This window comes from Nonomuraea sp. B19D2 (genome assembly GCF_040137845.1).
Lineage (GTDB): Bacteria > Actinomycetota > Actinomycetes > Streptosporangiales > Streptosporangiaceae > Nonomuraea.
Genome location: NZ_JBEFAK010000060.1, coordinates 12,915 through 33,921, shown reverse-complemented (window position 1 = coordinate 33,921; position 21,007 = coordinate 12,915). Strand labels below are relative to the sequence as shown.

Below are 21,007 nucleotides of genomic sequence, written 5' to 3'. Positions count from 1 at the left end.
AAGGTGATTGGATGTCCCCGTGAGCAGCATCACGAGCCGCCGCAGGCCGGGCCGCCCCGCCAAGGCCGAGGCGAGCGACACCAAGGCCGCACTTCTGGACGCCGCGCTGCGCCTGTTCGCGCAGAAGGGGTACGCGGGCACCTCGATCAGGGCGATCGCGAGGGAGGTGGGGCTGAGCGAGAGCGTCCTGTACGCCCACTTCGCCAGCAAGCAGGCGATCTACGACGCCGCCATGGCCCTGGCCGGCCCGCAGGCCGCCAACGTGGCACTCGACGACGCCCCAGAGGATCCGTCGGCCTTCGTCGAGTCGTTCGCCGCCCGGGTGCTGGCCGCGTGGGACACCCCGCAGTCCAGGCAAGTCATGAGCCTGGTCTCACGTGACGGCCTGATCCACGACGACGCACTGAACGAGGGCATCGAGGACGCGCTGGCCCGCCTGGCGGAGGTGTTCGCGGGGTGGCAGTCGGCGGGGCGGATCCGTACGGACCTGGGCGGCCCCGGCGACCTCGCCTACGCCCTCCTGGCCCCGATCGCCCACGCCCGCATTCTGTGGCTGCACGGCGGCGCCACGGACGCGCAGCGCGAACGGGCCCGCGACCGCATCACGGCACACGCCGCCCTGTTCGCGAAGGCACTCAGCCCCTGAACCGGGCACGGCCAATCGCTGCCAGGATGACCTCATGACCTATCCTGAACCGCGTTACCACGGGGACACCGGGGAGCTCAGCGCGACCTACCGCCCGTTCGGCCACGAGCCGGAGCTGACCTACCCCAAGACCGGCAACACCGTCCACTACCTGGCCACCGGCGCCACCACCAACGGCCAGTTCGGGCTCTACCGGTGGGTGATGGGGCCGGAGCCGTCCGGGCCCGGCCCGCACTTCCACAAGTCGATCTCGGAGTCGTTCTACATCCTCGAGGGCAGCGTGCGGATCTACGACGGCACGCGCTGGATCGAGACCGAGCCGGGCGACTGGGTGCATGTGCCGGAGGGCGGCGTGCACGCCTTCCGCAACGAGTCGGGCGCGCCCGCCACCATGCTGCTCCACTTCGCCCCCGGCGCTCCGCGCGAGGGCTATTTCGAAGGGCTGCTCGACCTGGCCGGCAAGAGCGAGGAGGAGAAGGCGGAGTTCTTCATCCGCCACGACACCTACTGGCTTTAGTCACCCATCCGCCGGACGAAGGACGCCGGGCCGGGTCAGCCCCTGAGCTCGGCGTAGTCGAGGGCCTCCACCAGGCCCTCCAGGTCGCCCATGAGCCGCTCCGTGCGCTCGCGCCCGAACGCCACCGCGATCAGCCCGTGGTGCTCGGCGACCGCCCCGTCCACCCGGGCGAGCAGCTCGGCCCCCCGGTCGGAGACGAACACCGCCACCCGCCGCCGGTCGCCCTTCGACGGCCCGCGGTAGACCAGCGCCCGGTCGATCAGCCGGTCGACCGCCTTGGTCAGCGTCGGGTGCGGCATCAGCACCGCCTCGGCCAGCTCGCCCATCGAGTCGCCCCGCCCGTCGGCCAGCGCCCGCATGATGCGCCACTGCTCGACCGTGACGTCCTCGCCGGCCAGCACCGCGGCCAGCCCGCGGTTGACGCTGCGCTCGGCACGGCTGAGGAGGTAGGCGAGCGAGGACCCGAGCCCAGAGGTGGTCATGGAGATCGGTCCTTTCGACGGAGAGCTAGAAGGGAGGATACTCGTCGGCGTGGCGGCGACCGTCGATCCGCTGGAAGCGCGGCTCATACCGTCGGAGTCGATCAGGATCGGCCTGGTCGTGCCCGTGTCGGGAGTGCTCGGCCTGATGGGCCCGTGCGCGATCAACTGCGCCGTGCTGGCCGCCGAGGAGCTCAACGCCCGGGGCGGCGTGCTGGGCAGGCCGGTCGAGCTGGTCCTCGTCGACGGCGGCAGACCCGCACGCCAGGTGGCGGCCGAGGTGGCCGCGCTGGTCGGGTCGAAGACGGTGCAGGCCGTCGCGGGCGCCCACGCGAGCGACGTGCGGGTCGAGATCGTGTCCGCGATCGCCGGGCGGGTCCCGTTCGTGTACGCGCCGCCGTACGAGGGCGGCGGCCACGCGCCGGGCGTCTACTTCCTCGGCGAGACCCCCGGCAGGCAGCTCTCGCCGGGCATCGACTGGCTGGCCGGCACGCGCCGGGCACGCCGCTGGTTCCTGCTGGGCAACGACTACATCTGGCCGCGCCTGGTGCACGCGAGCGCCCGCCGTCGGCTGCACGCCCGCGGCGCGACCGTGGTGGGCGAGAGCTTCGTCAGGTACGGCGAGGCCGCGAGCCGGCTCGACCAGGTGGCCGGCGCCAGGCCGGACGCCATCCTGCTGACGCTGATCGGCAGCGACCTGGTGGCGTTCAACCGGGCGTACGCCGCCGGCGGGCTGGGCGCGGCGCGGCTGTGCGGCGCGCTCGAGGAGCACGGCCTGCTGGGCATCGGCGGCGACGGCACCGGCGAGCTGTACGCGGCCATGGGCTACTTCCGCGACCTGCCCACCGACGCCGGCCTCGACTTCGCCGAGAGGTACGCGGCCAGGTTCGGCCAGGACGCCCCCATGCTCAACGCCCACGGCCACGGCTGCTACGAGGCCGTCGCCATGCTGGCCGCCCTCGCCGCGCGGGCCGGGTCGCTGGCCGTGCCCGCGCTGGACGCGGTCGCCGACGGCACCACGATCACCAGCGCCCGCGGCACGCTCACGCTGCTCGATCGGCAGGTGCGCCGGCCCGTCCACCTGGGCAGGGCCAACGGATTGGACTTCTTTCTAGAGAAATCTTTTCAGTAGAAAGCTTTAGCTCTAAGGTGCGAAGCGCCCCCCACGCAGCTAGGAGCCGTACATGAGCACAATCGAGCAGTTCGGCTACCGTCAGGAGCTCAAGCGTTCGCTGGGCTTCTCCGATCTGATGATCTATGGCCTGATCTTCATGGTGCCGATCGCGCCGTTCGGCATCTTCGGCCACGTCTTCGCGGTGTCCCATGGGATGGTGGCGCTCGCGTACGTCATCGGCCTGGTGGCGATGGCGTTCACGGCGCTGTCGTACGCGCAGATGGCCCGCGCGTTCCCCATGGCCGGCTCGGTCTACACGTACGCGGGCCGGGGCATCGCCGCCCCCGTCGGGTTCATGGCCGGCTGGGCGATCCTGCTCGACTACGTGCTCGTGCCCTCGCTGCTCTATCTCGTGGCCGGCGTGGCCATGAACGGCTCCGTGCCCGCGATCCCGGTCTGGGCGTGGCTGGTCGTGTTCGTCGTGCTCAACACCGTCGTCAACTACCTCGGCATCCAGATGACGGCCAGGATCACCCGGATCATGCTGGTCGCCGAGCTGGCAGTGCTGGCGATCTTCCTGGTGGTCGGCGTCATCGCGCTGGCCCAGGGCAAGGCGCAGACCGGTGCGTTGACGCCGATCTTCGAGTCCTCCGGGTTCACCTGGAGCGTGGTGCTGGCGGGCGCCTCGGTGGCCGTGCTGTCGTTCCTCGGCTTCGACGGCATCTCCACGCTGGCGGAGGAGAGCCGCGAGGACGCCCGCCGGCTCGGTCGTTCGATGGTGGCCGCGCTGGCGCTGGCCGCGGTGCTGTTCGTGGCGCAGACGTGGCTCGCCGCGCTGCTCACCCCCGGCCGCGACACGCTGATCGCGAACGACGACGTGACGGGCACCGCGTTCTACACCACTGCGGAGTTCGCCGGCGGGCACTGGTTGTCGGTGCTGACCGCCGTGGCCACCGCCATCGCGTGGGGCTTCGCCAACTCGCTGGTCGCCCAGGCGGCCACCTCGCGCCTGCTGTTCGCGATGGGCCGCGACCGCCAGCTCCCCGCGTTCCTGGCCAAGGTGGATCCCAAGCACAAGGTGCCGGTCAACGCCACCCTGGTGGTGGCCGCCGTCTCGCTGGTCATCGGCCTCTACATGAGCACCAGGCAGAACGGCATCGGCGAGCTGACCTCGCTGGTCAACTTCGGCGCCATGGTCGCGTTCATGCTGCTGCACATCGCCGTCGTCGTGCACCACGTCTTCCGGCGGCGCAGCGGCAACTGGCTCGCGCACCTGGTCGCGCCGATGATCGGCTTCGTCGTCCTGCTGGCCGTGGTCTTCAACCAGAACGTCTACGCGCAGTGGGCGGGCGGTATCTGGCTGCTCATCGGCCTGATCGTCCTCGGCGCCTCGTACCTCTCCGGCCGCCGGCCCGTACTCCCCTCGGAGGTCAAATGAATGTCGTCTCCTACCGTCCCTCGCCTGAAGAGCTGAGCTACACCTTCGGCGGTCGCCCGGCCGTCGGCAAGGTCCGGCCGGGCACGATCCTGGAGCTGTACACCGAGGACTGCTTCGGCGGGCGCGTCCGGAGCGTGCACGACCTGCCGTCGCAGGTGTGCGAGTTCCCCTACCTGAACCCCGTCACCGGCCCCTTCCACGTCGCGGGCGCCGAGCCGGGCGACACACTGGCCCTGCACTTCATCAAGATCACACCGGCCAGGGACTGGGCGGTGTCCACGACCTTCCCCCACTTCGGCGCGCTGACCGGCACCCACACCACGGCCACGCTGCAGCCGCCGCTGGAGGAGCGGGTCTGGCGGTACGACATCGACCTCGACAAGGGCGTGGCCGTCTACCACGCCCGCAACAGCGACTTCAGCGTGGCCCTGCCGCTCGACCCGATGCACGGCACGGTCGGCGTGGCCCCCGCCGCGAACGAGGCACGCATGACCATCACCCCCGACGCGCACGGCGGCAACATGGACACCCCCGAGCTGCGCGCGGGCGTCACCGTCTACCTGGGGGTCAACGTCGAGGGCGGGATGTTCTCGATCGGCGACGGCCACGGGCTGCAGGGGCACGGCGAGGTCTGCGGCACCGCGGTGGAGTCGGCCATGAACACCGTGGTCGCGGTCGAGCTGATCAGGGGCGTGGCGACGCCGTGGCCGCGCCTGGAGGACGACCTGCACCTGATGTCCACGGGGTCGGCCAGGCCGCTGGAGGACGCGTACCGGATCAGCCAGCACGACCTGGTCACCTGGACCTCGGAGCTGACCGGGCTGGACACGCTGGACGCCTACCAGCTCGTCAGCCAGGCCGGGCAGGCGCCGGTCGGGAACGTGTGCGACACCAACTACACGATGGTCGCGAAACTGCCCAAGGCGTACCTCGGCCGGCCGGTCGCCTACGAGTCGGCGCACGATCGGCTGCGCGCGCTGGGTTTGCAGTACACAAGTTAGGGTAAAGCTTAATCTTGCAGGTCAGAGCACTGATCATCTTCATTCTAAGGTGGGAGGGTGCTCAGGTTGGTGCTGTCTCTGGTCCTGCTCGACCCAACCGCTGTCGCCGAGGTGTCGCAACGCAACGTCCCCGTTCCCCGCATCCTGACCCCCGACGGCGACCGGCTGGGTTACGCGCCGGTCCCGCGCCCCTACGCGGGACCGCGGCGGCTCGCCGGGATGGTGCTCGGCCACGACCCCGTGACGCGGACGAGCGTGCTGTGCGGGGGCGCGGTGATCGGCTCGCGCAGCCGCAGCCTGGTGCTGACCGCGGCGCACTGCCTGTACCAGCACGGGCGGGCGATGCAGCAGCTGGCCTTCCTGCCGGGCTACGACCGGCGGCCGCGCATGGGGATCTGGCCGGCCGTGCGCACGTGGGTGCCGGCCAAGTGGCGCCACGAGCCGTACTCGCCGGATCTGCTGCCGTACGACATCGGCCTGGTCGGCGTGGTGCGCCGCAAGCGCCCGCTGGAGGCCGTGACCGGGCGGGGGCTGCCCCGGCTGGCCACCGGCAGGGGCATGGAGCTGCGCGGGCTGGAGCTGCTCGGCTACCCGGGCGGCAAGGACTATCCGGGCACGCAGATGTACCGGTGCGTGGGCGACGCGGTCGAGGCGCTCTCCGAGGGGCCCGGGCTGATGGTCACGCACAACTGCCACGCCGCCGCCGGGGGCAGCGGCGGGCCCGCGCTGTACGGCGGCGCGGTGGCCGGCGTCGTGTCGTCGTCCAGCCCGCTGAGTGACTCGAAGGGGTACACCGTGCTCACCCGGCTGAGCGAGCCGGCGTTCGAGCGGATGTTCGCCAAGGCCGACAGGTCGATGCAGCTCACGCCGTCCGGCTGACGATCTCCTCGCAGAGCGCGTGCGTGGCCAGGGCGTCGTCGGCGGCGATCCGGCGGCCCTCGCGTACGGCGGCGAGGAACTCCAGGCAGACCTGCTCGATGCCGCGCTGCCTGGCCACCGGCGTCCAGTCGGGGCGGCGGAAGAGCGTCTCGCCGCCCCGGTAGTCGATGACGTCGCCGAGGTTGACCACGCGGCGCTTGGCGCCGTCGCCCATGGCCTCGCAGGACTCCTCGCTCGCCCCGCTGACCCGGTTCATGACGCCGATGGCGGTGAAGCCGTCGCCCGACAACTCCAGGACGACGTGCTCGAGCAGGCCGTCCTGGACGCGGGTCCTGATCGTGGTGCCGGTGACCGGGCCTGGGGCGAGGAATCTGAGGGTGTCCACCACATGGATGAAGTCATCAAATATCGCCCGCCGGGGTGCGTCGGGGTGATTCTCGCGATTCTTCTCCATGAGGAGGAGATGACGAGGATGGGCGGCAAGTCCGACATATCCGGGCGCGTACCGCCGGTTGAAGCCGACCATCAACGACCTCCCCTCGGCCTCGGCCAGCCGTACGAGCTGCTCCGACTCCGCCAGCGTGTAGGCGATCGGCTTGTCGACGTAGACGTGGATCCCGGCCCGGAGCAGCGGCTCGACGAGCTGCGGATGGGCGTCGGTGGCCGCGTGCACGAACGCCGCGTCGACCCCCGACTTGATCACCTCGTCCACGCTGGTGGAGCGCCCGGCGACGCGGTAGGTGTCGCCGAGCCGCTCCAGCCGAGCCTGGTTGCGCGTGCAGAGGTGCAGGTCGAGGGCGGGCTGGGCGGCCAGCACGGGAAGGTACGCCTTCTCCGCGATGTCACCGAGGCCGATCAGGGCTATCTTCACGCGTCGAGCGTAGCCTTGAGCGCCTCGTCGATCGGGGTAGGCGCGACGCCGAACGTGCGCTGGAACGCCGAGGAGTCGAGCACGTACGGCGCGGTGAACTGGTAGCGGATGTGCCTGAGCTCGCCGAGCATGGGCGAGAAGAGCCCGGCCGCCCTGACCAGCGCCCACGGCAGCTGCGCCATCTTGGGCGCGGGCAGGCCGAGCAGCGCGGCCATCCGTTCGGCGAACTGGCGGAAGCTCAACGGGTCGCCGGTGGGCACGTGCCAGGGCCGGCCCCAGGCCCGCTCGTCGCGCCCGGCCACGATCAGCGCTTCGGCCACGTCGGGCAGGTACGTCCAGCTGTGCGGCATGTCGAGGGGATAGGGGACCGAGATGGTCTTGCCCGCCCTGAGCGGCACGAGGAACCGGTCGCCCAGGTAGGACTGGTCGCTGGCGCCCGGACCGAAGTAGTCGGAGCCCCGCACCTCGGTCACCCTGATCCGGCCCGCCTCGTGCGCGGCCAGCGCGTCCCGCCACATCTTCGCCCGCACCTGCGCCTTGGGGTTGGTGGAGGCGAGCGGCAGGTCTTCGGTCATGGGGCCGGTGACGGGCCCGTACGGGTAGAGGTTGCCGAGCATCGCGTACACGGCGCCGCTCGCCTCGGCGGCGGCCAGGAACGACTCGGCCATCGGCGGCCAGTCGGTGAGCCAGCGGTGGTATCGCGGGTTGACACAGTTGTAGAGGACGTCGGCTCCCTTGGCGGCCTCGATCAGCCTGTCCTTGTCGGCGACGTCGGCGGCCACCTTGACGGTCCCTTCGGGGCCGCCGCCCGAGCGGGTCACGACGGTGACGTCCTGCCCCTGCGCGACGAGCTTGCGCGCCAGATGCGTGCCGACCTGGCCGGAGCCCACGACGACGTGCTTACCCATGATCAGACCTGCTTCCAGATGATGCGGAGAACCGCGTTGAGTACGAACAGTGCAAAAAAGACGGCGGCCGGGGTCACCAAACCCGAAGCGTAGAGGGCGGCGGCGCCGCCACCGAAGCAGAGGATCTCCAGTGCGGCGCGGGCCAGGCCGGTGAGGGGGAAGACGGCGTTCGCGCCACCACCCGCGCCGAACAGCGCCCACACGGCGATGAACAGCGCTGGGCCGCCGAGCCCCGCCAGCAACTTGATCATCCACAAGTCGCTCACCGTGAAGCCCCAGTAGCCCACCGAGGCCAGGACACCCAGCTCCAGGAAGAACATCAGGGCAGCGTTTGCGTGCTTGGCGAGCATCCGGTCCTCCGTAGTGTGTCGCCCGGTTACGAGAGCAATGCTCTCTCAAGAGAGCGGCGTTCGTCAAGAGCGGTGCTCTCGTTTTTTGGCACCGCTCTGATAGCCTGCTTGTCATGACAGCCAGCCGTACCGCCAGAGAACGCGTCAGAGCCGAGCTCACCAGGGAGATCACCGACATCGCGCGCCGCCAGCTCGCCACCGAGGGCGCCGGCGGCCTGTCACTGCGGGCCGTCGCACGCGAGATGGGCATGGTCTCCTCGGCCATCTACCGCTACTTCCCGAGCCGCGACGACCTGCTGACCACGCTGATCATCGACGGGTACAACGCGCTCGGCGAGGCCGTGGAGCGCGCCGACGCCGCGTGCCCGCAGGACGACTTCCCGCGCCGGTGGATGACGATCTGCCACGCGGTGCGCGACTGGGCGGTGGCGCACCCGCACGAATACGCGCTGCTCTACGGCTCCCCCGTGCCCGGCTACCAGGCGCCGCAGGACACGGTCGCGGCCCGGGTGCGCGACGTCACCGTCCTGGGCCGGCTCATCTCCGACGCCTGGCGCGCGGGCACGATCCGGCCGCCCGCGGATTCGCCGGCCGAGGAGCTGACATCGGAGGCGGCCGCGCTCAGGGACCTCATGCCCGGAGTGCCCGACAGCGTGCTCTGGCGCGGAGTCTCGGCGTGGACCGCGCTGTACGGATGGGTCAACTTCGAGGTGTTCGGCCAGTTCAACAACACGATCGAGGACCGGCGCGCGGTGTTCGAGCACTCGATGCGGCTGGCGGCCTCGACGATCGGACTTGCTCAGTGAGACTTACTAAGTTTTACTGAATACATGGCACGGAAGAAGCAGGAACTCGGCCGCTTCACGGACGTGGCGCTGCTGGTCCTCATCAGTCTCGCCGAAGGGCAGAAACACGGTTACCGGATGATCAATGACATCGAGGAGTTCTCGGGGACCGCGCTGGAGCCGGGCACGCTCTACGGGGCGCTGATGCGGCTGGAGGAGCGCGGCTGGATCGAAGCGGTCGAGTCGACCGAGCGGCGCAAGCCGTACCGGATCACCGACAGCGGGCGGGACGCGCTGAGCGAGCAGCTCGCCACGCTGCGGCGGATCGAGCAGGCGGGCGCCAGGCGCACGGGAGCCGCTTGGGGGCTCGCATGATGCGGGTCATGGCCGAGGCGATGCTCAGCCTCTACCCGAAGGCATGGCGGGAGCGTTACGGCGAGGAGGTCGCCGATCTGATCGCGTCGCGGCCGGCACGCGTGCGCACGGTGCTCGACCTGATCAAGGGCGCGGCCGACGCCTGGGTCCACCACCGGCACGTCCCGGGGGCCGGGGGTTTGACGGTCCCTCTCGCGGCGGTCCTGGTCTGTGCGGGGGTGGGCCTGGGGCTCCTGTGGAATCCGGGCGTGCGTGACGTGGCGAGTCTGCAGGGCGTGTGGGCCGAGGCCGCGAGCATGGGGCCGATCGCCGGGAAGATGCGGGGCATGGCGCAGACGTGGTTCGCCATGGCGAGCGTCATAGCCGTGCTCTCGGTGGCGCCGCTGCTCCACATCTGTTTCGTCGCGATGCGCCACTCCGTGCACGGGCCGCTCACGCGGATGACCGCGCGACGGGTGATCATGACGGCCGCCCTGCTCGCCGTCCCCGTCGGGCTGGTCGGCCAGATCTTCGTCAGCATGGCCTTCCAGGACGCCGGTTATCCCGTCGGGCCGCTGGGCGAGGCGATGGTGGGCGGCTTCCTCGTGCCGATCATCATGGCGATGGTGCTGGCGCTGCCCATGACGGCGGCGGGCGCGCCGTCGCTCGGTTCCTCCGTGCGCGGCACTGGTCAGCTCCTCGCGTCGGCGGTCATCTGCAACGCGCTCGGTTGGGGGGTCGTCGCGGTCCTGCTGGTGATGGGCCTGGAGAAGGCGTCCTGGTCGTTCGTGGCGCTGGTGGCGCTGAGCGCGCTGGTGAGCGTGTGGATGGGCGCGCTGGTGGCGAGGAGCGCGATCAGGCGCGGCACGACCGTGATCGGCCTGCTCAGCCCCGCGTGAACAGCGGCACCAGCACCTCGTCCACGACCGCGACGATGAGCTCGTCGGGGATGGGCGAGCCCTCGAAGAGGAAGTGGTGGCGCAGCAGCGCGTGACCGGCGTCGAGGCGGCGGGGGGTGACGGCGGCGGGGTCGACCTCGCCGCGCTCGACCGCCCGGCGGACGACCTCCTCCATCAGCTTCCTGGAGGTGCGCGTGGAGTTCTTCCGCAGGGCGGACAGCGGCGAGTTGCCGCGCAGCGCCTCGCCGAGCAGCCCGCGCATCGCCTCGCCCGCCGGGCCCGCCATCGCCTTCGCCGTGAGTCTCAGCATGGCCAGCAGGTCGCCGCGCAGGTTTCCGGTGTCGGGCGCGGACTCGGGGGTGGGCAGCGTGTGGTAGACCGCCTCCATCACCAGCTCGATGCGGGTGGGCCAGCGCCGGTAGAGCGAGGCCTTGCTGGCCCTGGCGCGCTCGGCGACGCGCTCCATGGTCAGCCCGGCGTAGCCGGCCTCGGCCAGCTCGTCGAGCGTCGCCTGGTAGATGGCGGCGTTGAGTGCCTCGCCCCGGCGTCGTGGCTGCTTGCGGTGGTCGGTCACCATGGCATTTTAGGAAGCACGAGTGACGTGCCCCGTGTTTCCGTTGACGGTGACGAGCCGGCCGTCCTCCAGCACGGCGGTGCCCCTGCCGGTGCCCATGACGGCCGGGATGCCGTACTCCCTGGCGACGATCGCGGCGTGCGAGGCGGCCCCGCCGGCGTCGACCACCACGGCCGCCGCCTGCTGGAACAGCGGCGTCCATGACGGGTTCGTGTACGGGCAGACGAGCACGTCGCCGCTCTCCAGCTTGGCGAACTCGGCCGGCTCCCTGATCACCTTCACCGGCCCGGTCGCCACGCCGCCGCTGGCCGGCGATCCGGTGACCAGCGCGTCACCCGTCTCGCGGGCGGGGAAGACCGCGGCGGGGTCGATGAGGCGCACACCGGACAGTTCCTCGCGCTTGGCCGAGCGCGCCCTGACCAGCTCCCGCAACCGTTCCCGGTCCGCGCCCGGCAGCGTGGCCACGTCCGCGATCGACTCCAGCTCCGGCAACCGCAGGTGGAAGACGTCCTCCGGCCGGTCGAGCACGCCTTCGCCGCGCAGGCGGCGGCCCATTTCCAGCAGCGACCTACGCAGGATCGGCTGCGGCATCATGAAGAAGAAGTGGCTGTCCTCGCGGAACGCGATGCCCGCGCGGGCGGCCGCCACCCGCCGTCGCATCCTGGCGCGGCCCCGGGCTTTCAGCAGCGGGTGGCGGAGCAGGCGTTCCATGGCGTCGTCGCCGCCCTTCCGCTCGGGCGGCCGGCCGGCCAGCACCCTGACCAGGTCGATGACGGTCTCAGGAGCGTCCGCCCAGGTGGGTGTGGTGACGAGGATCGGGCTCGCGGTCTCGCGGTGGCCGTACTCGGCCAGGAACGCTCGCAGCGCCTCCTCGAACTCGGCGGGCCTCGGGTCCCGGTCGAGCGCGCCGGTGCGCCTGGCCACCTCGGCCAGCCGTTCCAGCGCCTGGTTGGCGTCGGTGGTGCGGGTACGCGCCCCGTGCAGCAGGTCGCCGAAGAGCTTGCCGCGCCCGAGCAGCTTGACCGCCACCAGCAGCCGCAGCAGCGCCAGCCCCGTGCCGGGCAGGTAGTCCACGCGCAGGTCGGCCACCGGCCGCACCAGGGCCAGCGCCTGCCTGGGCACGCGGACGAGCTCCGGCCACGGCATCCCGCTCGGGTCGCGCGCGGCCAGCTCCTCGACCGCGGCGAGGTAGTCGCGGAAGCGCGGGTCCTCGGTCCACCGGGCCGGGTCGTACCTCCTCGCTTTGGCCAGGAGGCGGAACGGGACAGTGAGTATCCCGGCGGTGGGCCGTGGCGACGGCGGGACGATCTGATAGGCGACGCCGTCCTCCTCGCGCACGAACCCCTCGAACACACCGCGCACGCCGAAGGCGGCGGCCACCCTGCCCATCAGCCCGGCGGGGCCGTACGGGAGCCAGGTCGTCATGTCGATCGGATAGGGGCGTTCCGTGAGGTATTCCAGCAGGATGCTGGAGATGCGGCGCTGGATCGGGTTGAGCTTGCCCACCGGGGGTGGCGGGAGCGCGGTCATGGGGCGGGCCTGCACCAGCTGGACGCGGCCGCCCGCGTAGGCCCACTCGATGTCCTGGGGCCGGCCGAAGTGCGCGGCGACCTCCTTCCCCAGCCTCGCGAGCTCCTTCAGCGCCTCGTCAGGCAGCCGTTCGTCAGCGGTCGCGCCGGTCTCGCGCGTGACGCCGCCGTCCGCCGCGCCCCTGATGACCACCTCGCGGCGGCCGGGCGTGAACTCCGTCCTGTCCGACGAGATCACGTAGTGGTCGGGCGTGACCAGTCCGGACACGACCGCCTCGCCCAGCCCGCTGCTGGCGTCGACGACGAGCTGGGTACGGTCGCCGGTGACCGGGTCCGCGGTGAACATGACGCCCGCCATGTCCGCCTCGACCATGCGCTGCACGACCACCGCGATGCTCACTTCCTCGACGGCCAGCCGGGCTCGGTAGGCGACGGCGCGTTCGCTCCAGAGCGAGCCCCAGCAGCGGCGTACGGCGTCGAGCACGGCCTGCTCGCCCACGACGTTCAGGTACGTGTCCTGCTGGCCGGCGAACGCGGCCCCCGGCAGGTCCTCGGCCGTGGCGCTGGACCGCACGGCCACCGGCCCGCCGCCGAGCTCGGCGTACGCGCCGGCGATGGCCTCGCGCAGTTCGTCCGGCAGCTCGACCTGCTCGAAGTACGCCCGGATGCCGTGCCCCTGGGCGATCAGATCGTAGGCGTGGGTGGTGACGACGAAGCCGTCGGGCACGGGGAAGCCGTTCCTGACGAGCTCGCCCAGGTTGACGCCCTTGCCCCCGGCCACGGCCAGGTCGCCACAGGCGCTGAGTGGTGCGACGAGTTTCACGATCTCTCCTCGGCGTAGGCAGTGGTGCGGAGTGGACGCGCCGGCAGCGCCAGCGCGAGGAAGAAGGCCACGGCGAGCAGCGGCGCCATGGCCGCGAACACCGGCGGCACGGCCGCCGCGAAGTCCTGGCGGACGCTCTCCGGCACGGCGGACGGCTGGGTGGCGGAGATCCCCGACCTCAGGGTGATCAGCGCGCCCACCAGTGCGACCCCGGCCGACGCGCCGATCTGGCGCAGGAAGGTCACCGACGAGGTGGCGGTGCCCAGGTCCGCGTACTCCACGGCGTTCTGCGCGGCCAGCACCATGGTCTGCATGACCAGCCCGACCCCCAGCCCGGTCAGCAGCATGGCGCCCGCCAGCGCCAGGGGGTCGGCTCCCGCCAGGCCGATCAGCCCGAGCCCGGCGGCGGCCACGGCCGTGCCGACCACGGGGTACGGCTTGTACTTGCCGGTGCGCGTGATCAGGCGCCCGGACACGATGGTCGTGGCGAGCACGCCTCCCATGAGCGCCGTCACCAGCAGCCCCGCCTGCGTCGCGCTGGAGTGCAGGGCGATCTGCAGGTAGGCGGGCATGTACGTGACCGTCCCGAACAGCGCGAACCCGATGAGCAGGCTGATCAACACGGGCACGGCGAAGGCGCGGTCGCGGAAGAGCCGCAGCGGCAGGATGGGATCCTTGGCGAAGCGCGTACTGACCAGCCACGCCACCGCCCCCGCCGCCGCCACGGCCAGGAAGGCGGGATGCCTGGTCTGCCCCACCATGACCACCCCGACGACAGCCACGGCCAGCGTGACGATCCCCGCGACATCAAGCGGCGCCCCGCGCTCCTGAGGTTGCCCTTGAGGCCTCGGCAGCCGCAGGGTGACGCTCAACACGACGAGCGCCAGCACGCCCAGCGGCGGGTAGACGGCGAAGATCCACCGCCAGCTCAACTGGTCGATGAAGACCCCACCGAGCAGCGGTCCGCCCACGGCGGCCACGACGTACACGGCCCCGATGAGACCGAGGTAGCGGCCCCGCTCGCGCGGGCTCACGACCTCGCCGATGATCGCCTGCGCCCCGATCATCAGCCCGCCGCCGCCCATGCCCTGCACGGCACGGAAGGCGATGAACTGCGGCATCGACGTGGCCAGCGCGCACAGCACGGCCCCGGTCACGAAGATGACGATGGCGGTCTGCATGGTGGGCTTGCGGCCGTACCGGTCACCGAGCTTGCCGTAGACGGGCATGACGACGGTGGCGGCGACGAGGTAGGCGCTGACGACGGCGGGCATCTGGTCCAGCCCGCCCAGACTGCCTGCCACGGCCGGCAACGCGGGCGCCATGATCGTCTGATCGAGCGCACCCAGCAACATCGCCAGCATCAGGCCGGACAGCACGAAGCCCATGGCACTTCTCCCTAGAGAACGAACCGTTCTCTAGGGAGCATAGAATTCAGCGCGAGGAAACGCAACGTTCACTAATCTCGGTGCTCTACCCCGCGCTCAACGGATGCCTCCGGTGGGGGCGCGGCTGGCGTCGTCAGGCCGGGCGGCGAGCGGGGAGAGGGTGGTCGGCCGGAGGGTTGCCGAGAGCGTGGAACAGCGCGGCGGCCAGCACGATGCCCTCACGGGCGATCGTGCCCAGCAGGTGCTCGTCCGGCGCGTGCTGGAGGCAGCCCGGGTACGAGTGCGGCAGCCACAGTGTCGGCAGGCCGAGGATGTCGGTGAAGACGAAGTTGGGCAGGGAACCGCCGATGTTCGGCAGCACGGCGACGGGCTCGCCGGTCACCTGCTCGAGCGCCCCCTTGGCCCACCGCGTCCACGGGTCGTCGAGTGCCGTACGGCTGGCGGGGAAATGGCGCAGGACGCTGACGCCGACCATCGGGTAGCCGTGGGCGGCGAGATGCTCGGTGATCGCCTGCTCCGCGCCGCTCACATCGGTCCCGGCCACGTACCGCAGCTGCAGGATCGCACGGGCCCGTCCGGGGATCGCGTTGACCGGGTTGTCGATGTCGCCCGACCCCATCGACAGGACCTCCAGCGTGTTCCAGCCGTACAGCCGCTCGGCGGCGGTCAGGCCGGTGTCGCCCCAGCCTTCGTCGGGGACCGGGTCGCCGGGGGTGTTGGCGACCGTGACGCCGACCAGCGCCTCGCGGACCGCGTCCGGGAGCTCCGGCGGCAGCAGCGCGGGCACCTGGACGCGCCCGTGCCCGTCGACGCAGCACGCGATCGCGCCGGCGAGGGTGGTGGCGGGGTTGCGGAGAACGCCGCCCCAGTTGCCGGAGTGATAGCTGTTGGGGCGTAGATCGACCTCGAGCTGGATGTCGACACCTCCGCGTGACCCGAGGAACAGCGTGGGCGTCGCCGCGTCCAGGCGCGGGCCGTCCGAGGCGATCAGGACGTCCGCGCGCAGCGCCTCGCGGTGCGCGGCGGCGAACTCGGCCAGCCCCGGCGAGCCGACCTCCTCACCGGACTCGAACAGGAAGATGAGGTTGAAGCCGAGCCTCCCCTGCCGGGCGAGCAGCAGGCGCAGCGCCGCGAGGTTGATCAGGTGCTGTCCCTTGTTGTCGGCCGATCCGCGGCCGTACCAGCGGTCGCCGTCCGCGGTCAGCGTCCACGGGTCACGGCCGGCGCTCCACCGACCGGCGTGGCCGTCCACCACATCGGCGTGGCCGTAGCAGAGGAGCGTCGGCAGCGAGGGGGACTCGACCCGGGTGCCGACCAGGAACGGACCCCCGCCGGCGTCGGGGTTGGGGTGCTCGGTCACGGAGCAGCCGAGGTCGGTCAGCGCGGGCGCCAGAACCTCGTCGAGGTATGCCTTGACAGCAACACGGCTTTCCGGCTTGGTGCTCTCGGTGGGATAGGAGACCATCGTGGCGAGCTCGGCGAAGAAGGCGCCGGAATCGACGTACGCCTCCGCCTGTTCGATGAGGTCTGCTGGGATCACGAGAGGTTCCTCCGTGGAGTGTGGACGGCGCTCCGGTCAGCAGCGTAGGGCGGTTCACCGGCCGGGGACCATTGCCGTTTGCCGCATCCCGCGTTCTACTATTGGCAAACCTGCACCCGAAGCCTGACCGGAAGGTGGTCCGGTGCAACTCCTGCCAGTGGGCCTCTCGTACTTCCTCGAGGTCGCGCGGACCGGTTCGGTGACCGAGGCGGCCCGTTCGCTGACCGTCGCACCTTCTGCGATCAGCAGGCAGATCACCAAGCTGGAGTCGGGGTGCGGGGTGCCCTTGTTCGTCCGGCATCCGCGCGGGATGACACTGACCGAGGCCGGGTCCCGGCTCCTCGCCCATGTCCGCCGCAGTGAGGCCGAGGCGTCCGCTCTGGTGAACGAGTTGCGGACAGGGCGCGGAGCAGATGCCCGCAATGTCACGGTGGCCTGTTCGGAGGGGTTCGGACGCCGTATCGTCCCGCGGGCGATGGCGGCCTTCCGGCACGACCACCCCGACGTGACGTTCCACCTGGACGTCGTCCCCCGGCAGGAGGCGACCCGACGGGTGATCGAGGGGATCGCCGACGTCGCCGTCACCTATGCGATGGGACCGCAGCACGATGTGCGGGTGGAGTGCGCCGTCGTGATTCCGGTGGTCGCGATCGTCCCGCTCGGGCACCGACTCGCCGGGCGGGGCCAGGTCGGGCTGGCGGAGTTGTGCGAATACCCCCTGGCGCTCGCCTCCACCGGCACCAGCCAGCGTGAGCTCTTCGACATCGGCGCGCAGATCGAGGGACTGACCGTCCGCCCGGTGCTGGTCTGCGACGGGCTCGGGCCGCTGCACGAGTTCGTCCGCTGCGGGGGTGGCATCGCACTCGTAGGAGATCTCGGCGACCTGCATCGCGAGGCGTCGGCCGAAGGGGTCGCCTACGTCCGGCTGGACCATCCTGTGTTCCGCCAGCGGGAAGCTCAGGTACAGACCGCTCTGGGCCGACGGCTGCCCTGGCCGGTGACGGAGTTCACGGGGCTGCTGGTCTCGCTGCTGTGCCCGCCGGATGGGAACGCGGCCGCCGGATAGCCGCGTGCGGCGTCGCCCACGACTCGACATTTCACCGGCGGTGCGGCAGCGGCATCGACGTGGCGGGCGCGCATAGCACGGCCCCGGTCACGAAGATGGCGATGGCGGCCGCGCACAGGGGGGTCGATGGTCCATCATGGAGAGTCATCGGCCCGCGCGGCATCGAGCCTCCAGGGCAGCCGGAACCACCGTGGAGAATCATGCGGACCTTTTTCGAGCCGGACCAGGAAGAGGAGTTTGAGGCGGCCAAGGATCTGCTGATCCGCCGCTGCCTGGACTGGGCCGAGGACCGCGGCCTCGCCGCCGACGGTTTGGTGCTGACGGCGGCCTTGGACTCCCGCCATCGCAGCAGAGACGGACGGCTGGGCTTCTGGGATGCCGCGCAGGTGCGGCGGTTCCTGCTGGAGTGGATCCCCCGGTACGTCGCCGCACCCCGGGAGGACCTCGACGCCGCCCCGGAAACCCTGATCACACTGCTGCGCTACCTCGACGCGACCGGCATCCGCGACCCGCGCGGCGCCACGACGGCCGAGTTGGACAAGGCCGTGGCCGAGGCCGTGAAGGAATATCCGGCGGCGTTGGCGGACCCGTACCGCCTGGGGCTGGCGAAGTTCTGGGCGCAGGTGGCCATCGACAATGGTGTCGACCCGAGCGACCACAAAGCCCTGACGAAGTTCCAGCGCGATGTCGACGCGGGGCGGGTGGCGTACGACGCGGACGTGCTCGACCAGGTGGCGGAGGCACGTTTCCTCGGGTTGGGGCCCGACGAGGAACGGGCGTTCCCTCAGCCGCCCATCGTCCTGCCGCCCGCGCCGGAGATCGCCGCCGCCGCTGCGCGAAGCGAGACCGTACGGAGGCTGGCGGCGCTGGCCGACTGGGCCGGAGCGGAGGGCCGGCCGCTGACCAACGCCGGAAACCTCCGCGTGGCCGACGCCCGCGAGCTGGCCGAGCTCCTCGGCACCGGCGAGCAGGACCTCAAGGTTCGCAGCGCCACGCACATGCCCAAGCTGCATCTCCTCGTCGAATGGGCGAAGGCCGCCCGCCTGGTCCGCGTGAGCAAAGGCCGCCTCCTACGGGTGGCCAAGGCCGCGCCTCTTCTGCGTGACCCGGAACGGCTGTGGTCGCGGGCCTTCGAGGTCTTCTTCGACCTCGGCCCGATGATCGGCGCCTCCGCCTCGGGGTGGGACGTCCAGTCGCTGCTCGCGGAGGTCTTCGACGAGGTGATGGCGGACGTACTGAACAGCGTGTACGGCCTCTCGGACCAGGTCCCCGTGGCCCGCCTCCAGGAGACGGTCTGGCTGGCCTGCAGCGAATACCTGATGCTGGGCGATCGGACGCATGACCTGTGGCGGCGGAAGGTCGACGACGACCTGGTCGCGGCGCTGGAGGTCCTGGCCGAGCTCGGCGCCGTGGAGCTGAGCCACGGCGTCGCCGATTCCCTCTACCTCAGCGACCTGGGCGATGACGACGACGAACAACCCTTGCCGCCCGAAGCGCGGACCCGGCTGCGTGCCATCCTCACCGAGCCGGGCATGCTCGTGAGCCTGACACCGCTCGGCATGCGGGGCGTGCGCGAGCGGATGCTCGCCGAGGGCCGGGACGCACCGCTGGTGGGCGAGCTTGCGGAGGCCGCGCCGGGCGGGTTGCTCGGCGTGCTCGCGGAGCACTACCCGCCGGAGGAGGCCGCGACCGAGCTGGAGGGCTGGCTCGCGGCACACGGCGGGGACGTCGAGCCGTTGCTGGATGCCGTACGGGCCTGCCCGTTCCGCACCCGCGCGTCCGCCATGCTCACCACCCTGGTGGAGGCCCATCCCGACGGCCGGTCGCTCCTCGCGCGCCTGCGCGGGGACCGCGTGCTCGGGCCCATCGCCATCACCCTGCTGCATGACGCCGGAGCCGTGGGACCCGACGACATGTCCGTCTCCGAGCAACTCCTGCTCATGACCGAAGGCCTGCTCAACCTGCTGGAGCTGGCCGGTCCTGAGGAGGTCGTGACGCAGCTCGGCCAGATGGCGGGCAGGGAGGCGCCACAGATCATCGAGGCGGTGACGCAATCCGGTCATCCCGCCACGGTCGGCATGGACGAGCTACGCAGACTGGTGGCCGAGCCACTGCGTACCCGTTCCCACGCGCTCCGTTTCGTGGCGGGACCTCGGCCGGGGGCGCGCGGCCGGCGTTCCGGTCATGGCAAGAAACGCAGGCGCTGACGTCAGGGGCCAAGACACCACCTCGGCTGCCTCAAAGGTGGGCCAGCAGCCTCTCCAGCGGCTGCGGCACGCGATCGAGATCGAGTGCCGCGACGAGCAGGCCGGAGTAGCGGATCTTGCGGCCACCGCCTGATCCCATGAACCGGCGCAGCTGGTCGTGAGTGGTGCCCCCGCGCCATGCGGGTTGCCTCTGGAGCGTACGAAATGAACGCAGCTCGCCCTCGGCATCGACAACGCGCTCAACCGCGGCGGTGCCGAGGGCGCGGATCAGCTCGTCTTCCAGGTCAGCGACGCACACGAAGAATCCGAGTGCCTCCAGATCGCTTCGGCTGAGATCGGATCCAAGGCCGGCGCGCTCGAGGGCCTTCCGGAAGTCGCCTTCCTCCCCGACGTCACAGAGACCGGCCAGCCGGAGATTGCGACCGGGAGGGCCGAACCTGCCGATATACGTCCCGATGTTCGTGGCACCACCCATCGCCACCAGGGAGACGCCTTCGGCCGCCAGGTTCCGGCCACGGCGCTCGGCCAACGCTTCGATCGCCGACTTATCACTGGCTCCCTCGACCAGGACCACGGTTTGCGTGTCGCTCACGAGCCCAGCCTTGCATCGAACCTGGCGAGGTTCATCCCCTTTTACGCGCGGGAAGGCCACCAGCCGCAGATCACGGTCTCCGGCTGCCGCACTGAGGAGGCATGGCGCGGCTCGCCGGGCTTGTTGGCCGAGCAGCCGTATCGAGCGAGCGCCAAATTCCGCTGCGGCGGCAAAGATGGAATGATCGACATTTACCTGTCCCGGATCGCCAAAGGTAGGGATGCGATGAGTGATCTGATCGAGCTCATGCGCATCGCCCAGAAACGCTACGGCCGGCTCTACGGCTGCACTCCCGGCTCCTAGAACCCCAACGGCCCGACCACACCTCCTCGCGGGTGCGCGGTCGAGCGATGGGTATGTCGTCTTATGTGCGGGAGATGAGGCCGTTGCCCATGCCCTCGATCCCCTGGATCTCCCCATCGAGCCGTACGACGGCGCTGATGCGGTCCTTGTCGTCCACCATGGGCTCATGGCAGTGGGCCATGAGGTTGAACGCGAACTCCGCCTACCTTTGCCTACAGCGGCGCAAGCCAAAATTGCACCTTCAGCAGAGTGAAGCTGATGAGGTCCGGCGTGAACTCTTCGTAACCCAGGGACTTGCGATGGATTTGGACCTGCAAGACGTTGTCCCGCCGGCCGAGATCGAACTCGGCACCATGAAACGCGTCACCGGAATGGCCACTTATAGAGAACACTCTTCCCGAGGCCAGGCGTACGCTTCCGGACCAGCTTCGGTCCCACGAGTCGGACGGAGGCCGCGGTCCATCCCAGAACTCGTATTTGATCATACATCTTTCACTTTGAGCCTCGTCGATTGCGACTCCGTTGTCGCCGGTGCCGATCCACCCGCTCGCATCGGTGTTGATTTTATAGAGATCCCACTCGGCCTCGACGTCTGCAATACCGATCAAATATTTCGAGATCTCGCGCCCATCAAGGAGTGCGGCGATAATACCTGCCACGGTTTCCCGACTTTCCTGTGTCGCCAATGCAAGGAATGAGATCTGTCCGGGATTCGGTTGTTCTATTACCGCGCGTGCGGCGCGC

At 70.6% G+C, this 21,007-nt stretch carries 22 protein-coding genes; 12 read left to right on the top strand and 10 right to left on the bottom strand.

The window, feature by feature from the left end:
• Positions 1-19: 19 nt before the first annotated feature.
• Positions 20-646: a TetR/AcrR family transcriptional regulator gene (locus ABN273_RS52330; RefSeq protein ID WP_349457213.1), complete on the top strand. Its 627-nt coding sequence runs from the start codon at positions 20-22 to the stop codon at positions 644-646.
• A gap of 34 nt (positions 647-680) precedes the next feature.
• Positions 681-1,163 (top strand): cupin domain-containing protein, encoded by a 483-nt coding sequence (locus ABN273_RS52325; RefSeq protein WP_349457212.1) that lies wholly within the window; start codon positions 681-683, stop codon positions 1,161-1,163.
• Positions 1,164-1,198: 35 nt separating this feature from the next.
• Here ABN273_RS52325 and ABN273_RS52320 read toward each other — a convergent pair whose 3' ends face one another.
• Positions 1,199-1,645: a MarR family winged helix-turn-helix transcriptional regulator gene (locus ABN273_RS52320; protein WP_349457211.1), complete on the bottom strand. Its 447-nt coding sequence runs from the start codon at positions 1,643-1,645 to the stop codon at positions 1,199-1,201.
• Here ABN273_RS52320 and ABN273_RS52315 point away from each other — a divergent pair.
• The 4 genes from ABN273_RS52315 to ABN273_RS52300 are packed head-to-tail and all read left to right on the top strand — an operon-like array spanning position 1,644 to position 6,074.
• Positions 1,644-2,774 carry a substrate-binding domain-containing protein gene (locus tag ABN273_RS52315; RefSeq protein ID WP_349457210.1) on the top strand — a complete coding sequence of 377 codons (1,131 nt, stop codon included), beginning with the start codon at positions 1,644-1,646 and terminating at the stop codon, positions 2,772-2,774. The two genes, ABN273_RS52320 and ABN273_RS52315, sit on opposite strands and share 2 nt — an antisense overlap.
• A 52-nt stretch (positions 2,775-2,826) precedes the next feature.
• Complete coding sequence (locus tag ABN273_RS52310; RefSeq protein WP_349457209.1) at positions 2,827-4,194, top strand: APC family permease; 1,368 nt, start codon at positions 2,827-2,829, stop codon at positions 4,192-4,194.
• On the top strand, positions 4,191-5,195 hold the full coding sequence (locus tag ABN273_RS52305; protein WP_349457208.1) for an acetamidase/formamidase family protein: 1,005 nt from the start codon (positions 4,191-4,193) through the stop codon (positions 5,193-5,195). Before ABN273_RS52310 ends, ABN273_RS52305 begins: the two co-directional genes overlap by 4 nt.
• A gap of 57 nt (positions 5,196-5,252) precedes the next feature.
• A complete protein-coding gene (locus ABN273_RS52300) occupies positions 5,253-6,074 on the top strand; it encodes a trypsin-like serine peptidase (RefSeq protein ID WP_349457207.1) in 822 nt (273 codons plus the stop codon).
• On the opposite strand, the gene ABN273_RS52295 is transcribed toward ABN273_RS52300, so the two are convergent.
• From ABN273_RS52295 to ABN273_RS52285, 3 genes are read right to left on the bottom strand one after another with little or no spacing between them, the layout of a single operon-like run.
• Positions 6,058-6,945 carry a Gfo/Idh/MocA family protein gene (locus tag ABN273_RS52295; protein WP_349457206.1) on the bottom strand — a complete coding sequence of 296 codons (888 nt, stop codon included), beginning with the start codon at positions 6,943-6,945 and terminating at the stop codon, positions 6,058-6,060. The two genes, ABN273_RS52300 and ABN273_RS52295, sit on opposite strands and share 17 nt — an antisense overlap.
• Positions 6,942-7,853: an NAD-dependent epimerase/dehydratase family protein gene (locus ABN273_RS52290; protein WP_349457205.1), complete on the bottom strand. Its 912-nt coding sequence runs from the start codon at positions 7,851-7,853 to the stop codon at positions 6,942-6,944. Before ABN273_RS52290 ends, ABN273_RS52295 begins: the two co-directional genes overlap by 4 nt.
• A 2-nt stretch (positions 7,854-7,855) precedes the next feature.
• Complete coding sequence (locus ABN273_RS52285; RefSeq protein WP_349457204.1) at positions 7,856-8,203, bottom strand: YrdB family protein; 348 nt, start codon at positions 8,201-8,203, stop codon at positions 7,856-7,858.
• Between the two features lie 113 nt (positions 8,204-8,316).
• Here ABN273_RS52285 and ABN273_RS52280 point away from each other — a divergent pair, with 113 nt between their 5' ends.
• Genes ABN273_RS52280 through ABN273_RS52270 form a run of 3 tightly spaced genes read left to right on the top strand, consistent with a single transcriptional unit; the run spans position 8,317 to position 10,241 of the window.
• A complete protein-coding gene (locus tag ABN273_RS52280) occupies positions 8,317-9,009 on the top strand; it encodes a TetR/AcrR family transcriptional regulator (protein ID WP_349457203.1) in 693 nt (230 codons plus the stop codon).
• 24 nt (positions 9,010-9,033) lie between these two features.
• The gene (locus ABN273_RS52275; protein ID WP_349457202.1) at positions 9,034-9,363 is read left to right on the top strand and encodes a PadR family transcriptional regulator; all 330 of its coding nucleotides are present in this window, start codon (positions 9,034-9,036) and stop codon (positions 9,361-9,363) included.
• A gap of 8 nt (positions 9,364-9,371) precedes the next feature.
• On the top strand, positions 9,372-10,241 hold the full coding sequence (locus ABN273_RS52270; RefSeq protein WP_349457201.1) for a hypothetical protein: 870 nt from the start codon (positions 9,372-9,374) through the stop codon (positions 10,239-10,241).
• Here the strand turns inward: ABN273_RS52270 and ABN273_RS52265 are convergent.
• The 4 genes from ABN273_RS52265 to ABN273_RS52250 all read right to left on the bottom strand — a co-directional run bounded on the left by ABN273_RS52265 (position 10,228) and on the right by ABN273_RS52250 (position 16,095).
• Positions 10,228-10,818: a TetR/AcrR family transcriptional regulator gene (locus ABN273_RS52265; RefSeq protein ID WP_349457199.1), complete on the bottom strand. Its 591-nt coding sequence runs from the start codon at positions 10,816-10,818 to the stop codon at positions 10,228-10,230. The two genes, ABN273_RS52270 and ABN273_RS52265, sit on opposite strands and share 14 nt — an antisense overlap.
• 6 nt (positions 10,819-10,824) lie before the next feature.
• Positions 10,825-13,167 carry a PEP/pyruvate-binding domain-containing protein gene (locus ABN273_RS52260; RefSeq protein WP_349457198.1) on the bottom strand — a complete coding sequence of 781 codons (2,343 nt, stop codon included), beginning with the start codon at positions 13,165-13,167 and terminating at the stop codon, positions 10,825-10,827.
• Positions 13,164-14,555 (bottom strand): MDR family MFS transporter, encoded by a 1,392-nt coding sequence (locus ABN273_RS52255; protein ID WP_349457197.1) that lies wholly within the window; start codon positions 14,553-14,555, stop codon positions 13,164-13,166. The genes ABN273_RS52260 and ABN273_RS52255 overlap by 4 nt, the downstream gene beginning before the upstream one ends.
• Before the next feature lie 133 nt (positions 14,556-14,688).
• The gene (locus tag ABN273_RS52250; protein WP_349457195.1) at positions 14,689-16,095 is read right to left on the bottom strand and encodes a M20 family metallopeptidase; all 1,407 of its coding nucleotides are present in this window, start codon (positions 16,093-16,095) and stop codon (positions 14,689-14,691) included.
• 142 nt (positions 16,096-16,237) lie between these two features.
• Between ABN273_RS52250 and ABN273_RS52245 the strand changes: the two genes are divergently transcribed.
• Both ABN273_RS52245 and ABN273_RS52240 read left to right on the top strand, forming a co-directional pair.
• Positions 16,238-17,161 (top strand): LysR family transcriptional regulator, encoded by a 924-nt coding sequence (locus tag ABN273_RS52245; RefSeq protein ID WP_349457194.1) that lies wholly within the window; start codon positions 16,238-16,240, stop codon positions 17,159-17,161.
• A gap of 200 nt (positions 17,162-17,361) precedes the next feature.
• A complete protein-coding gene (locus ABN273_RS52240; protein WP_349457193.1) occupies positions 17,362-19,368 on the top strand; it encodes a hypothetical protein in 2,007 nt (668 codons plus the stop codon).
• Positions 19,369-19,399: 31 nt separating this feature from the next.
• Here the strand turns inward: ABN273_RS52240 and ABN273_RS52235 are convergent, their stop codons facing one another.
• Complete coding sequence (locus tag ABN273_RS52235; protein ID WP_349457192.1) at positions 19,400-19,960, bottom strand: TOPRIM nucleotidyl transferase/hydrolase domain-containing protein; 561 nt, start codon at positions 19,958-19,960, stop codon at positions 19,400-19,402.
• Here ABN273_RS52235 and ABN273_RS52230 point away from each other — a divergent pair.
• Positions 19,946-20,263, top strand: a complete 318-nt coding sequence (locus tag ABN273_RS52230) for a hypothetical protein (protein WP_349457191.1) — start codon at positions 19,946-19,948, stop codon at positions 20,261-20,263. The genes ABN273_RS52235 and ABN273_RS52230 overlap by 15 nt on opposite strands.
• Positions 20,264-20,475: 212 nt before the next feature.
• Here ABN273_RS52230 and ABN273_RS52225 read toward each other — a convergent pair whose 3' ends face one another.
• Positions 20,476-20,949 (bottom strand): hypothetical protein, encoded by a 474-nt coding sequence (locus tag ABN273_RS52225; protein WP_349457190.1) that lies wholly within the window; start codon positions 20,947-20,949, stop codon positions 20,476-20,478.
• Between the last annotated feature and the right edge of the window lie 58 nt (positions 20,950-21,007).